The sequence below is a fragment of the Jutongia sp. genome, assembly GCF_057878315.1.
This window is the reverse complement of record NZ_DBLXSO010000006.1, coordinates 23037-38538: the sequence shown is the minus strand read 5'-3', so window position 1 is coordinate 38538 and position 15502 is coordinate 23037. Positions and strand designations below refer to the sequence as shown.

The 15502-nt window shown below is 47.9% G+C and carries 12 protein-coding genes; all 12 read left to right on the top strand.

Features of this window, described 5'->3' with window-relative positions:
• The first annotated feature begins 57 nt into the window (after positions 1-57).
• The 12 genes from glmM to ACZLMD_RS02300 all read left to right on the top strand — a co-directional run bounded on the left by glmM (position 58) and on the right by ACZLMD_RS02300 (position 15437).
• The gene (gene glmM / locus ACZLMD_RS02355) at positions 58-1401 is read left to right on the top strand and encodes a phosphoglucosamine mutase (RefSeq protein ID WP_022307113.1); all 1344 of its coding nucleotides are present in this window, start codon (positions 58-60) and stop codon (positions 1399-1401) included.
• A gap of 102 nt (positions 1402-1503) precedes the next feature.
• Entirely contained in the window at positions 1504-2790 is a 1287-nt protein-coding gene (tig, locus tag ACZLMD_RS02350; protein ID WP_118560952.1) for a trigger factor, read from the top strand.
• A 130-nt stretch (positions 2791-2920) separates the two neighbouring features.
• Positions 2921-3508, top strand: a complete 588-nt coding sequence (gene clpP, locus ACZLMD_RS02345; protein WP_022307115.1) for an ATP-dependent Clp endopeptidase proteolytic subunit ClpP — start codon at positions 2921-2923, stop codon at positions 3506-3508.
• A 37-nt stretch (positions 3509-3545) separates the two neighbouring features.
• On the top strand, positions 3546-4835 hold the full coding sequence (gene clpX, locus ACZLMD_RS02340) for an ATP-dependent Clp protease ATP-binding subunit ClpX (protein ID WP_022307116.1): 1290 nt from the start codon (positions 3546-3548) through the stop codon (positions 4833-4835).
• A gap of 70 nt (positions 4836-4905) precedes the next feature.
• Positions 4906-7281, top strand: a complete 2376-nt coding sequence (gene lon, locus ACZLMD_RS02335) for an endopeptidase La (RefSeq protein WP_489495060.1) — start codon at positions 4906-4908, stop codon at positions 7279-7281.
• A gap of 40 nt (positions 7282-7321) precedes the next feature.
• The gene (yihA, locus tag ACZLMD_RS02330) at positions 7322-7939 is read left to right on the top strand and encodes a ribosome biogenesis GTP-binding protein YihA/YsxC (RefSeq protein WP_022307118.1); all 618 of its coding nucleotides are present in this window, start codon (positions 7322-7324) and stop codon (positions 7937-7939) included.
• Between the two features lie 121 nt (positions 7940-8060).
• Complete coding sequence (locus tag ACZLMD_RS02325) at positions 8061-9116, top strand: D-alanine--D-alanine ligase family protein (protein WP_489495059.1); 1056 nt, start codon at positions 8061-8063, stop codon at positions 9114-9116.
• 63 nt (positions 9117-9179) lie between these two features.
• The gene (locus ACZLMD_RS02320; protein ID WP_489495058.1) at positions 9180-10586 is read left to right on the top strand and encodes a UDP-N-acetylmuramoyl-tripeptide--D-alanyl-D-alanine ligase; all 1407 of its coding nucleotides are present in this window, start codon (positions 9180-9182) and stop codon (positions 10584-10586) included.
• A 522-nt stretch (positions 10587-11108) separates the two neighbouring features.
• Positions 11109-12128: a phenylalanine--tRNA ligase subunit alpha gene (pheS, locus tag ACZLMD_RS02315; RefSeq protein WP_022307121.1), complete on the top strand. Its 1020-nt coding sequence runs from the start codon at positions 11109-11111 to the stop codon at positions 12126-12128.
• Positions 12129-12169: 41 nt separating this feature from the next.
• Positions 12170-14608, top strand: coding sequence for a phenylalanine--tRNA ligase subunit beta (gene pheT, locus ACZLMD_RS02310; protein WP_482523664.1), 2439 nt, complete (start codon positions 12170-12172; stop codon positions 14606-14608).
• Positions 14609-14610: 2 nt separating this feature from the next.
• A complete protein-coding gene (locus ACZLMD_RS02305) occupies positions 14611-15111 on the top strand; it encodes a VanZ family protein (RefSeq protein WP_489495057.1) in 501 nt (166 codons plus the stop codon).
• Positions 15108-15437 carry a DUF6142 family protein gene (locus ACZLMD_RS02300; protein ID WP_022307124.1) on the top strand — a complete coding sequence of 110 codons (330 nt, stop codon included), beginning with the start codon at positions 15108-15110 and terminating at the stop codon, positions 15435-15437. The genes ACZLMD_RS02305 and ACZLMD_RS02300 overlap by 4 nt, the downstream gene beginning before the upstream one ends.
• The last annotated feature ends 65 nt before the right edge of the window (positions 15438-15502 follow it).

Sequence of the window (15502 nt, the reverse complement as noted above, 5' to 3'; positions counted from 1 at the left end):
ATTGAAATACTGCGATAATTACAAGAAACGTGTTTTTGGAAAGGAATGAAATCAGTTATGAAATATTTTGGAACAGATGGTTTCCGCGGAGAGGCGAATGTAAACCTTAATGTGGTACATGCATATAAAGTCGGACGATTTCTGGGATGGTATTATGGACAGGAGCACAAGGCGAAGATCGTTATTGGAAAGGATACCAGACGCTCCAGCTATATGTTTGAGGATGCACTTTCCTCAGGACTTACTGCCAGCGGAGCAGATGTTTATCTGCTGCATGTCACCCCGACACCGAGCGTGTCCTATGTTGTGCGTACCGAGCAGTTTGACTGCGGTATCATGATCTCAGCAAGCCACAATCCGTATTACGATAACGGTTTGAAGGTGATCAACGGAAACGGTCACAAGCTGGAGGCAGAGGTTGAGGAGAAGATCGAAACTTATATTGACAGTCCGGAGGATACGATCCCGTTTGCGACAAGGGATAATATCGGACGCACGGTTGATTATGCGATCGGAAGACACCGCTACATTGGTTATCTGATGTCACTGGCGACACGTTCCTTCAAGAATGTCCGTGTTGGTCTGGATTGCGCCAACGGCTCCTCTTATTCCGTGGCAAAGGGTGTGTTCGATGCACTGGGTGCCAAGACCTATGCGATCGGTATGGAGCCGGATGGAACCAATATCAATGATAACTGCGGCTCCACTCATATCGAAAACCTTCAGAAGTATGTTGTGGACAATGATCTGGATATCGGCTTTGCCTATGACGGTGATGCGGATCGCTGTCTTGCCGTAGATGATAAGGGTCAGGTAATCGATGGCGACTGTATTCTTTACCTTTGCGGCTGTTATCTGAAGGACAAGGGAGAGTTAAACAACAATACCGTTGTGACAACCATCATGTCAAACCTTGGTCTGTATAAGGCATTTGATAAGGTTGGCATTTCCTATGAAAAGACGGCGGTCGGTGACAAGTACGTCAATGCCAACATGATGCAGTATGGACATTCTCTCGGAGGAGAGCAGTCCGGACATATCATCTTCAGCAAGTATGCAGTGACCGGTGACGGCGTGCTTACCTCTTTGATGCTGATGGAGGTCATGCTGGAGAAGAAACAGAAGCTTTCCGAGCTTCGAAAGGGCCTGACGATCTATCCACAGCTTCTTAAAAATGTCAGAGTCGGGGATAAGCCGACAGCCAAAAACGATCCGGATGTGGTGGCAGCTACTGAGGAGGTCGCAAAGGCACTGGGCGATAACGGTCGTATCCTGATCCGCGAAAGTGGCACGGAGCCGGTGATTCGTGTGATGGTTGAGGCAGAAACGCAGGAGCTTTGCGAGAAGTATGTCGACCGGGTTGTCAAAGTATTGTATAAAAAGGGGCATGTAATCCCATAAATTTGTGAAAAAGACTTGCTAATGTGGAATTATTCATGCTATAGTATATCAATGGTTAATTGCGGCGTATTGTCCGTGAAATATTAAGGAGGAAATTATAAAATGAGTGTACAGGTAGAAACTTTAGAAAAGAGTATGGCAAAGCTGACGATCGAGGTGAGCGCAGAGGAGTTTGAAACTGCATTAGATAAAGCATATAAGAAAAACAAAAGCAAGATATCTCTTCCGGGCTTCCGTAAAGGTAAAGCACCACGTGCGATGATCGAGAAAATGTATGGCGCAGGTGTTTTCTATGAGGATGCTGCCAATGATCTGATCCCCGGAGCATATGAGTCCGCAGCAAAGGAGAGCGAGCTTGAGATCGTAGCACAGCCTTCTATCGATGTGACTCAGATCGAGAAGGGCAAATCATTCATCTTTACAGCAACTGTTGCCGTAAAGCCGGAGGTTACTCTTGGAGACTATAAGGGAATCGAAGTAGAGAAGAAGACAGCAGAGGTGACCGATGAGGAGCTTCAGGCTGAGATCGATAAGGTTCGTGAGAGTAATTCCAGAATGATCACGATCGAGGACAGAGCTGTTGAGGATGGCGATATCACAACAATTGATTTCGAGGGATTTGTAGACGGTGAGCCGTTTGAAGGCGGAAAGGGAGAGGATTATCCTCTGACCATCGGATCTCATTCCTTCATTGATAACTTTGAGGAGCAGCTCATCGGCAAGAAGATCGGTGAAGAGACAGAGGTCAACGTAACATTTCCGGAGCAGTATCAGGCTGAGGAACTGCAGGGTAAGCCGGCAGTATTCAAGGTGACGGTAAAGGAGATCAAGGTGAAAGAGCTTCCTGAGGTGGATGATGATTTCGCACAGGATGTATCTGAGTTCGATACCGTTGACGAGTACAAAGAGGACTTAAAGAAGAAGCTTCTTGAGAACAAGGAAGCAGCTCTTAAGAGAGAAAAGGAAGAGGATGTCGTAGGAAAGATCATCGAGAATGCAACAATGGAGATTCCGGATCCTATGGTAGATACACAGGTTCGTCAGATGGTACAGGAGTTTGCACAGCGTATCCAGTCACAGGGGCTGTCTCTGCAGCAGTATATGCAGTTCACAGGCATGACACCGGAGAGCCTTACCGCAGAACTTAAGCCACAGGCATTAAAGCGTATCCAGAGCCGTCTTGTTCTTGAGGCTGTTGCAGCAGCAGAGAACATTGAGACATCTGATGAGGATCTTGAGAAAGAGCTTGAGAAGATGGCGGAGATGTATCAGATGGAAGCAGACAAGTTAAAAGAGCTGGTAGGCGAGGAAGAGAAGAAGCAGATTTCCCTTGATTTGGCTGTACAGAAAGCAGTTGAACTGGTTGTTGACGCTGCAGTTGAGAAATAAATCATGTATTTCAGGCGTCAGTCGCTGTCCTGCCCTTCCGGCAGGCGGGACTGGCGTTTTTTACAAAGAAAACGCATAATTGTGCCCGTAGCGTGAGTTTTGCGGGCGGAGAAAGGAATGAAGGGTTAGTATGAGTTACAGTATACCGTACGTCATTGAGAAAACGAGCAGTGGAGAGCGTTCGTATGATATTTATTCCAGATTATTACAGGATCGTATCATTTTCCTGAGCAATGAGGTTAATGATGATATTGCGAGTCTGATCGTGTCCCAGCTTCTGTTTCTGGAGTCTCAGGATCCGGGCAAGGATATCAGTCTTTATATCAACAGTCCGGGAGGCTCTGTGAGCGCCGGATTTGCGATTTATGATACCATGAACTACATTAAGTGTGATGTGGCAACCTACTGTATGGGACTTGCTGCCAGCATGGGCGCATTTCTTCTGGCAGGCGGTGCCAAGGGCAAGCGTTATGCAATGCCGAACGCAGAGATCATGATCCATCAGCCATCCGGCGGCGCGAAGGGACAGGAGACAGAGATCCGCATCGTTGCAGAGCAGATCTTAAAGACAAGAGAGCGCCTGAACCAGATCCTGGCAGAGAATACAGGAAAACCGCTTGACATCATTGCAGCGGATACAGAGCGCGATAACTATATGACCGCCGAGGAGGCAAAGGCATATGGTCTTGTAGATCATGTTATTACAAAGCGTTCATAAGTGGGATATCATTAAAATTATATGATTGGAGATTAGAATGGCAGGAAAGAAAGACGAAGGCAGATTAAAATGTTCTTTCTGTGGCAAGACACAGGATCAGGTACGAAAGCTGATTGCCGGACCGGGGGTTTACATCTGTGAGCAATGTGTTGATCTGTGTAACGAGATCATCGAGGATGAGCTGGAAAGCGGCAACTTATCTTACGACAATGGAACAGAGATCAATCTTCTGAAACCAAAAGAAATGAAGGAATTTCTGGATGAGTATGTGATTGGTCAGGAGGATGCCAAAAGGGTATTGTCTGTCGCTGTTTATAATCATTATAAGAGAGTATTATCAGAGAAGAGCATGGACGTGGAGCTTCAGAAGAGTAACATCATCATGCTTGGACCAACCGGTTCCGGAAAGACATTTCTGGCGCAGACACTGGCAAAGATCTTAAACGTACCGTTTGCGATTGCCGATGCGACAGCATTGACGGAAGCCGGTTATGTCGGTGAGGATGTGGAGAACATTCTTCTTAAGATCATTCAGGCAGCAGATTATGATATGGAACGTGCACAGCACGGCATCATTTATATTGATGAGATCGACAAGATCACCCGCAAGGGAGAGAATGTTTCCATCACGCGTGATGTATCCGGTGAAGGTGTTCAGCAGGCTCTTTTAAAGATCCTTGAGGGAACCGTGGCAAGCGTGCCGCCGCAGGGAGGCAGAAAGCATCCGCATCAGGAGTTTTATCAGCTTGATACGACCAACATCTTATTTATCTGTGGAGGAGCCTTTGATGGTCTGGATAAGATCATCGGTTCGCGTATAGGACAGAAGTCCATCGGATTCAATTCTGAGATCGCAGATAAGCAGGATGAGAATGTCGGTGAGCTTTTCAAGCAGGTTCTCCCGGAGGATTTTGTCAAGTTTGGTCTGATACCGGAGTTGATCGGACGTCTTCCGGTAAACGTAGGTCTGGATCTTCTGGACGAGGAGGCTCTGGAGCGCATTCTTGTCCAGCCGAAAAATGCGATCACCAAGCAGTACAAAAAGCTGTTTGAGTTAGACGGCGTGAAACTGACCTTTGAGGATGGGGCAATCCGTGCAATTGCGGAGAGAGCAATTGAGAGAGGCACCGGTGCGAGAGGTATCCGTGCGATCATCGAGTCAGTCATGATGAATGCAATGTATGAGGTACCATCGGATGAGGATGCCGTAGAGTGTATCATTACTGAGGAAGCGGCGAAGGGAAATGCAGAGCCGATCCTGGTAACGAAGGATGATGAGCGCAGAGAGATTTCTTCAGAGTCAAAGCCGAAGGATGAGATTGCGTAAGAAAAGATAAAAGAGAGGGCTGCTTTTTGGCACCCTCTTTTTGACAATAAATCGGTCGCAGAGGATATCTGTGAATAGAAAGGAAACAAGAAGTTTTATGATCAAGAAACCTTTAATGGCGCTGCGGGATGTGGTGGCACTGCCAGGGGTTACAGCATATATCGAGGTGGCTAAGGCAGAGACGGTCAGCGCAATGGAAGCAGCGATGAACGATGACCAGATGGTTTTTACCGTGGCAAAAAAAGATGCAGAAAACAGTGACGTCAATATGGATAATCTGTTTGAGGTGGGAACTGTTGCAAAAGTAAAGCAGATCGCAAGAATGCCGGACAAATATGTCCGTGTTGTTCTTGAGGGCGGGAAGAGAGCACATCTGTTGGCGCTGGAGACGGTTGATGCAGGCTACATCATGGCAACGGTGCAGGTGGATGAGGACGAAGAGGACGTCTGGGATAATGTCCAGATTCTGTCAAACCACGGAGAGCCGACGAAACAGCTTAAGCGTGTGGCTATGATCCGCCAGATCAAGCAGCTTTTCCGGGAATATGCCGAACGGCAGGGCAAGATGGGGCAGCAGCTTCAGGATATTGTCAGCGAGAGTATTGACCTGGATCAGATTATTTATATGATCACGGCAAATCTTCCGATCCATTATCATTTAAAGCAGAGTATTATTGAACATGATCAGATAGAGGATCGTTTTACGGAATTAATGATCGTGCTGGAACGGGAACTTGGAATCCTAAGACTGCAGGGGGAGATTACGGAGATGGTGAAGCAGCAGGTGGAGGATAATCAGAAGGATTATTACCTGCGAGAACAGATCAAGGCGATCCACAAAGAGCTTGGCGAGGATGATGCCGAGTCAGAGGCAGATAAGTTTGAACGCAAGCTTGAGAAACTAAAGGCACCGGCAAAGGTTAAGAAAAAGATCAAAGAGGAGATTGGACGCTATAAAAGGATCAGCTCCAACAATTCCGAGAGTGCAGTGATCCGCGGTTATCTGGAGACACTTCTTGCAATGCCGTGGAAGAAAGCCAGTCAGGATAATACCGACGTGGAGCACGCCAAGGAGATCCTTGATGCCGATCATTACGGGCTGGAAAAGGTCAAGGAGAGAATCCTGGAGTACCTTGCTGTCAAGAAGCTTAATAAAGAGGGAACAGGAACAATTCTTTGTCTCGTCGGACCGCCGGGAACCGGTAAGACCTCGATCGCAAAATCTGTCGCAAAGGCACTTGGACGCAAGTATGTCAGGATCTGTCTTGGAGGCGTCCGGGATGAGGCGGAGCTTCGCGGACACCGCAGAACCTATGTGGGGGCAATGCCGGGAAGAGTCATCACGGCGGTCAAGAATGCCAAGGTCAAGAATCCGCTGATCCTTTTTGATGAGATTGATAAGATGGTCAGTGACGGAAGAGGAGATCCTGCAGCAGCACTTTTAGAGATTCTGGATCCGGAGCAGAATAAGCATTTCTCCGATCACTATCTGGAGCTTCCGTTTGATCTTTCCAAAGCATTTTTCATTTGTACCGCCAATGGGACAGATACGATCTCCAGACCGCTGCTTGATCGTATGGAGGTGATCGAGCTTCCGGGTTATACCGAGAATGAGAAGTTCCATATTGCGAAGGAGCATCTGTGGGCGAAACAGTTAAAGCAGAACGGAATTACAAGATCACAGCTTACTATTACGGATAAGGCGCTGCGCACCATGATCCTTCGTTATACTAGAGAGGCGGGCGTGCGCGGACTGGAAAGAAAAATCGCCTCTGTCTGCCGCAAAGCTGCAAAGGCAGTGGCGCAGGCGGATGAGGGAACGAAGACAAAGCTTCGCATTTCAGACCGTAACATCAAGGAATATCTTGGCAAGCCGGTTTATAAGCCGAATGCTGCCAATGAAAAGCCCGAGGTCGGCATCGTGCGCGGATTAGCCTGGACCAGTGTCGGAGGCGAGACGCTGGAGATCGAGGTCGTTGCATTAAACGGCACCGGCAAGCTGGAGCTTACCGGAAAGCTTGGCGATGTGATGAAGGAATCAGCCAGGATCGCACTGACCTATGTCCGTTTTCTGGTACAGGATGAGGTGGATGAGGATTACTTTGAAAAGCATGATATACATATTCATGTGCCGGAGGGAGCAACCCCGAAGGATGGTCCGTCTGCCGGAATTACAATGACAACAGCAATCTATTCTGCTGTGACAGGAAAGTCGGTCCGTGCGGATATTGCGATGACCGGTGAGGTGACGCTGCGCGGCCGCGTGCTGCCGATCGGAGGATTAAAGGAGAAGCTTCTTGCTGCAAAGCAGGCAGGTATCAAGGAGGTTCTCGTTCCGAAAGAAAACAGCAGAGACGTTGACGAGATGGAAACAGAGATCTTAGAGGGAATCATACTGCAGTATGTACACTGTGTGGAGGATGTTCTGAAGGAAGCTCTGGCATAGAAGAGACTGTATTTGAACAATCAAAGAAATGGAGACTGTCATGAAAATAAAGTCAGTAAATCTGGAAACGGTATGTGGAATCACCAGCAGGATGCCGGAGAATGACAAGCTGGAGGTGGCGTTTGCAGGTCGTTCCAACGTGGGAAAGTCCACGCTTATCAACGGGCTGATGAACCGTAAATCTCTGGCAAGAACATCCTCACAGCCGGGCAAGACACAGACCGTCAACTTTTATAATATCAACGATCTTCTTTATTTTGTGGATCTGCCGGGTTACGGCTATGCCAAGGTATCCCAGCAGACCGTGGAGAAGTGGGGCAAGATGATCAACCGCTATCTGGACGGTTCAAAGGTACTGCGCCTGATCTTTCTTCTGGTGGATATCCGCCACAAGCCGAATCAGAACGATCTGCAGATGTATGAGTGGTGCACCCATTATGGGTTTAATCCGATCATCATTGCCACAAAGGCGGACAAGATCAAACGCTCCCAGAAGGCAAAGCAGATTAAGCAGATCAAGGAGACGCTGGGCGTTGTTGAGGGAACGCCGGTGATTCCGTATTCTTCCATGACAAAGGAAGGCAGGGAGGAAATCTGGGAATATATTGATATGGTGTATGATGGATTTATGCAGGAGCAGGATTTGCAAAGTGAATAACATTTTCCGTATATTTATTGCATATTTTGTCCCGTATACTAGTCATTATACGGAATTATAGAGAAGAAGGAACGCCGGAGCGTTTCCGACAGACGGAAGCAGCGGAAAAGGAGGATTAGTAATGAAAATAGTAGTATTAGCAGGAGGTCTCAGCACAGAGAGAGACGTATCGATCAATTCTGCAACACAGGTTTGCAAAGCACTGCGTGAAAAGGGACATCAGGCGGTGATTCTTGATATATTTCTTGGACACAGGAAAAGCGGTGACGATCTGACCGGTATTTTTGACGGGGATCCACAGCTTACAAAGCTGTCCGATCAGATTCAGTCTGTCGATCCGGATCTGGATCAGATCCGTGCCATGAGAGAGGGCGATCCGGATTGTCTGTTTGGACCAAACGTGATCGAGATCTGTCGTATGGCGGATATTGTGTATATGGGACTTCATGGTGCTGAGGGAGAGAACGGAAAGGTGCAGGCGGCATTTGATGTGATGGGTATCCGTTACACAGGATCCGGTTATCTGGGTAGTGCCATGGCGATGGATAAGGGCGTTGCCAAGAAGATGTTTCAGGCAGCGAATGTTCCGACGCCGAAGGGCTTTTCCTTCAAAAAGGGAGCAAAGGACACTGCGGAGAGAGTGAAAGAGGAGCTTGGTTTCCCGTGCGTGGTAAAGCCTTGCTGCGGTGGTTCCAGTGTCGGTGTAAGCTTTGCGGAGAACGAGGAGCAGTATGAGGAGGCATTAAAGCTTGCCTTCCATTATGAGGATGAGGTCGTCGTTGAGGAGTGCATTCACGGAAGAGAATTTTCTGCCGGCGTTGTGGCGGGGAGGGCACTTCCGGTGATCGAGATCATTCCAAAGACCGGCTTTTATGATTATAAGACAAAGTATCAGGCCGGCATGGCAGAGGATGTATGCCCGGCTGAGTTAAGTGAAGAGCTTACAAAGAGAATGCAGGGGTATGCGTTGGACGTTTATCATGCACTCAAGCTTGAGGTATATGGAAGAATTGATTTCCTGTTAAATGATAACGATGAGATGTACTGTCTGGAAGCCAACACCCTTCCGGGCATGACACCGACCAGCCTTCTTCCGCAGGAAGCAAAGGCAGTTGGTGTTGATTACGGCACACTCTGTGAGACGATCATTCAGGAGGCAATGAAGAAATACGAATAATACAGCAGAGATGATGAAGCATTCACAATGGATATAAAGATATTGACCAGAAAGGACCGGATTATGAAGGGAATGACTTTGGAGGCAGTAACGCAGGCGGTCGGCGGTGTTTATACCGGACCGGAGAGCCGGAAGAATACGGAGCTTACTGCCATTACGATCGACAGCCGTCAGGTAGAAAAGGGCGGACTGTTTGTGGCGATCAAGGGTGCGCGCGTGGACGGCAATACATTTATCCCGGGGGCATATAAGGACGGAGCGTGCTGCTGTATGTCAACAGAGCCGCCGGTGGATGAGACAAAGCCGTATATCCGTGTAGAGTCCTGTGAGCAGGCGTTGAAGGATATGGCGGAGTTTTACCGGGAGAATCTGACGATCCCGGTAGTCGGTATCACGGGAAGTGTCGGCAAAACGACAACCAAGGAAATGATCGCCGCGGTTCTCTCACAGAAGTACGATACCTTAAAGACACTCGGCAATTTCAATAATGAGATTGGTCTGCCGTTAACGATCTTCCGGATCAGAGAGCATCACGAGGCAGCAGTGCTTGAGATGGGAATCAGTGATTTCGGAGAGATGACACGTCTTGCCAGGATGGCTAAACCGGATTACTGCGTGATCACCAACATCGGGCAGTGCCATCTGGAAAATCTCGGCTCCAGGGACGGTATTCTCAAAGCGAAGACAGAGATTTTTGATTATCTGAAGCCGGACGGGACTGCCGTATTAAACTGGAATGACGATAAGCTTAGTACACTTGATAAGGATCCGCGGATCACGGAGCCGGTATTTTATGGAATCAGTGGGGATGAGAGTGCGTCAAAGGCACCGTCTGTTCAGGCAAAGGACTGTGAGAGTCTCGGACTGGCCGGAAGCCGTTTTACGCTGCATACTCCGGAGGGAGAGATCTCAGTGACGGTACCGGCACCGGGAAAGCATATGATCTCCAATGCACTTGCAGCTGCATCAGTGGGACTCCTTCTCGGACTTTCTCTGGAGCAGATCAGGCAGGGCATTGAGTCCTATGAGCCGGTGGGCGGTCACGGTCATATCATACAGACAGACAGTATGACAATTATGGACGATTGCTACAATGCTAATCCGGTCTCCATGAAGGCAGGCATTGATGTACTTCATGAGGTCGAGGATGCCAGAACGGTCGCTGTGATCGGAGATATGTTTGAACTGGGTACGGATGAGACGAAGCTGCATTATGAGGTCGGTCAGTATGCGGCACAGAAGGGCATTTCCGTGATCATTTCCATCGGCTCCCTTGCGAAAAACTATGAGGAGGGCATTTGTGATGTCAGCAGCCGGGGCGGATATAACGGAACACATCTGTATTATCCGGATCTGGATGAATTTCTGGAAAAGGGGATCGGCGAGATCCGAAAAGGGGACGCAGTGCTTGTCAAGGCTTCCCATGCGATGCACTTCGAAAAGATCGTGAAAAAGCTGCAGGAGCAGTAAAAGCCACAAAGACAATTACGGGAATGATAAAGTATACAGGAACGATGACAGGAACAACAAAAGGGTCTTGCCAAAGGATTCAAAGTATGCTATCATACAACCAAATGTAAAGGCTGTGATCGTGTTTAGTAGACAGTGCCAATCCGGTCAGAGAGAGGATGCCATCGGCTGAAAGCATTCTTACGTTCCCGGCAGTGTTGAATTTCCCATGTGAGCTGCAGACAGGAAAATCGTATCTGATATGATCCGGGTTCCGGTGTACAGATTCGTTTGAGTATTGTCTGACGATTCGCACACGTTACGTGCAATGAAGTGTTTATGTGAAGTATACAGTGTATATTTTTGCTTACATAAGAAACAGGGTGGTACCGCGGTTGACTCCGTCCCTGACATGTCTGTGTCGGGAGGAAGCCGGATACCTTATGATATTTAAGCTCCTTGCGATGCAGGGAGTTTTTCTTTATTTTAGGAAACTTTTGTTTCCGCGTTCTTTTATTTTACAATAATTACTGGAGGTTAATGATGAAAGACAAGTTAAAGCAGATCATGGATGAAGCAATGACACAGATTGACTCCTCTGATAAGCTGGAGAAGCTCAATGAGATCAAGGTGTCATTTTTGGGAAAGAAGGGAGAGCTGACATCAATCCTTAAGTCAATGAAGGATGTTGCACCGGAGGATCGTCCGAAGGTTGGTCAGATGGTCAATGATGCCAGAAGCAAGATCGAGGAGCACCTTGAGGAGAAAAAGAAAGCCTTTGAGCAGGCACTCCGCGAGGAGAAGATGAAGGCGGAGACAATCGATGTAACGCTTCCGGGTCAGCGCATTCCGGAGGGACATCGTCATCCGAATACCAAGACCTTAGAGGAAGTAGAGAATATTTTCGTCGGCATGGGCTACGAGGTTGTAGAGGGACCGGAGATTGAGCGTGACTATTACAACTTTGAGGCACTTAATATTCCGGCAGACCATCCTGCAAAGGATGAGCAGGATACCTTCTATATTACACAGGATATTCTTCTTCGTACCCAGACCTCTTCTGTTCAGGTACATGAGATGGAGAAGGGCAAGCTTCCGATCCGCATGATCGCACCGGGAAGAGTGTTCCGTTCCGATGAGGTGGATGCAACACATTCTCCGACTTTCCATCAGATCGAGGGACTTGTTGTCGATAAGAACATCACCTTCTCTGATTTGAAGGGAACGCTTCAGGAGTTTGCAAAGAGACTGTTTGGTGAAGACACAAAGGTTAAGTTCCGTCCGCATCATTTCCAGTTCACGGAGCCGAGTGCCGAGATGGATGTAACCTGCTTCAAGTGTGGCGGTAAGGGCTGCCGTTTCTGCAAAGGAGAGGGATGGGTTGAGATCCTTGGCTGCGGAATGGTTCATCCGCATGTGCTTGAGATGAGCGGCATTGATCCGGAGGAGTATACCGGCTTTGCATTTGGTGTCGGTCTGGAGCGAATTGCATTGTTCAAGTACGAAATTGACGATATGAGACTGTTATACGAGAATGATACCAGATTTTTAAAGCAATTCTAATCACATAGAGAGAAACAGCGGAAAGAAAGGAAGGAAATAACATGAATAGTTCAATGTCATGGACAAAGGCATATGTGCCGGATCTGGATTGTACGGCACAGGAATATATGGATGCAATGACCTTATCGGGAACGAAGGTTGAGGGATACACAGAGTTAGATAAGAATCTGGACAAGATCATCGTTGGAAAGATCAATAAGATCGAGAAGCATCCGGATGCAGATAAGCTTGTGATCTGTCAGGTGCAGATCGATGAGGCAGGCAGTGAGGTACAGATCGTGACCGGTGCTGCAAATGTAAAGGAAGGCGATAAGGTGCCGGTTGTTCTGGATGGTGGTCATGTGGCAAGCAGCCATAAAGACGGCGAGTCCGAGAACGGCTTTAAGATCAAGAAGGGTAAATTAAGAGGTGTTGATTCCTTTGGTATGATGTGTTCGATCGAGGAGCTCGGTTCAAACTGTGATATGTATCCGGATGCGGCCGAGGATGGAATTTATATCTTAAGCGATAATCCGGAATATGCAGACGCACCGGTTGGCTCTGACGCTGTTGAGCTGTTAGGTCTTCATGATGTTGTATTCGAGTACGAGGTAACATCAAACCGTGTGGACTGCTTCGGTCAGATCGGTATTGCCAGAGAGGTGGCAGCAACCTTCCGTAAGGATCTGGTGCTTCCTGAGGTGACTGTGACCGGTAACGGTGAGGACGTCAATGATTATGTATCCGTAGAGGTGCAGGCACCGGAGCTTTGCTCCCGCTATACCGCACGCGTTGTTAAAAATATCAAGATTGCTCCGTCACCGGAGTGGATGCAGCGTCGTCTTGCTTCTGTCGGTATCCGTCCGATCAACAATATCGTGGATATCACAAACTATGTGATGGAGGAGTATGCACAGCCAATGCATGCGTATGATCTGGATAAGCTGGCAGATCATAAGATCATTGTGCGCAAGGCGAAGAAGGATGAGCCTTTCATGACACTGGATGGTCAGGAGAGAGTTCTTGATGATACCATGTTAGTGATCTGTGATGGCGAGAAGCCGGTTGGCGTTGCCGGTATTATGGGCGGCGAGAATTCCAAAATCACCGATGACGTTACAACAATGCTGTTTGAGGCGGCAACTTTTGATGGAACTAACATCCGTAAATCCGGTAAGAAGCTCGGAATGCGTACCGATGCACAGGCGAAGTTTGAAAAGGGTCTTGATCCGAACAATGCGATCGATGCAATGAACCGTGCCTGTCAGCTGATCGAGGAGCTTGGTGCAGGAGAGGTTGTCGGCGGCGTGGTTGATGTTTATCCGGTCAAGAAGGAGCCGATCACGATCACCTATAATGTAGATAAGATCAATGCACTGCTTGGAACAGACATTGATGAAGATACCATGGTCGCTTATTTTGAGAAGCTGGAGCTTACGGTAGACCGTGAGAAAAAGGAAGTATTAGTACCAACCTGGAGACAGGATCTGGAGCGTCTTGCAGATCTTGCAGAGGAGGTGGCACGTTTCTTCGGTTATGATAATATTCCGATGACCCTGCCTTCCGGTTCTGCAACAGCAGGTGGTCTCTCCGAGAAGATGCAGCATGAGAATATGGCAAGAGATATTGTGGAAGCTTACGGTTTCATGGAGGGGATGACCTTCTCCTTCGAGAGTCCGAAGGTGTATGACAAGCTTTTGCTTCCTGCAGACGATGTGCTCCGCAAGAGCATCGCTATCATGAATCCTCTGGGAGAGGATTACAGCGTGATGCGTACCTCAGCCGTTGGCGGTATGCTGACTTCTCTCGCAACAAACTATAACCGCCGTAATCAGAATGTACGTCTTTATGAGCTTGCCAATGTCTATCTTCCAAAGGCTCTGCCGCTTACCGAGCTTCCACAGGAGCAGATGCAGCTTACTCTTGGAATGTACGGTGAGGGAGATTTCTTTACCATGAAGGGTGTTGTGGAGAGTCTGATGCAGCGTATGGGGCTTAAGAAGGCAGCACAGTATGATCCGAAGGCAGGTAAGAGCTTCCTGCATCCGGGACGTCAGGCAAAGGTTATCTATGAGGGCTGCGAGGTTGCTTATCTGGGTGAGGTTCATCCGGAGGTACTTGACAACTTCTCGATCGGTCAGAAGGCATATATCGCTGTTGTCAATATGAAGCAGCTTTCTGAACTGGCAAACTTTGATGTGAAGTATGTCGGCATTCCGAAGTTCCCGGCAATGACAAGAGATATCAGTCTGACAATGAAGAAGGAAGTGCTTGCCGGAGATATCGAGGAGACGATCCGCACAAAGGGCGGCAAGCTTATTGAGTCCGTCACTCTGTTTGATATTTATGAGGGCGCACAGCTGACACAGGGCTACAAATCTATGGCATACAAGATTGTATTCCGTGCACCGGATCGTACGCTCAAGGACGAGGAAGTTGGTAAGGCAATGGATAAGATTATCCATGCCCTGGAGGAGAAAGATATCGTATTAAGGAGCTAGGAATGAAAAATGCGAAGAAAATAATCCGCATCCTGTCATGGTTTATCTTTGTGATCTACCTGATCGCACTGGTGTATTTCCTGTTCTTCAGTGAGCAGCTTGGGCGTGTCCCGAGTGACGAATACAAATATAGTCTTGTTCCGTTTAAGGAGATCGGGAGGTATCTGCGCTATTGGAGAGCAATCGGAGGGTATTATGTTATGTTAAATCTTCTGGGTAATATCGTATGCTTTATGCCCTTTGGATTTGTCCTTCCGGTGATCTCACGCAATCAGCGCAAGTTCTGGAAGATCACATTGCTCAGTTTTCTGACCTCTCTGTTGGTGGAGCTGATCCAGCTTGTATCAAAGGTTGGATCATGTGATGTGGATGATATGCTTCTGAATACACTTGGAGGAATGGCAGGTTATGTGCTGTTTCGGATATTCCACCGGATTTTGTTCTGCAGAAAGAAGGAAAGCCGGCAGCAGGAAACACAAAAGGCAGGTGAGAAAGGACAATGATAAAGAAAAAACGCAAAAAAGACGGTCTGCATCTGACCGACAAAAAGCATCCAAAGCAGGGAATTGCATCGACAATCCTGGGGCTGCTGTCACTGGTCCTGTTTCTGGTACTCTGTATTTTGTCCGGGCAGGCAGGCGGCAATGCCGGCATATGGATCGGCATCTGGGGTGTAGTCCTGGCAGTGATCAATATCTGGGGCTTTGTCCTTGGGATGATCAGCCTGAAGCTGGAGAATATCCGCCAGCTGTTTCCGTCACTTGGTGTGATCATCAACGGATTGATGGTTCTTATGTATCTGGTGATCTATATTATTGGAACGGCATGATCTGCAATTATGAAAATAATATAAATACTATAAAAAATGATTCTGTCTCCTTGTGGGGACAGGAT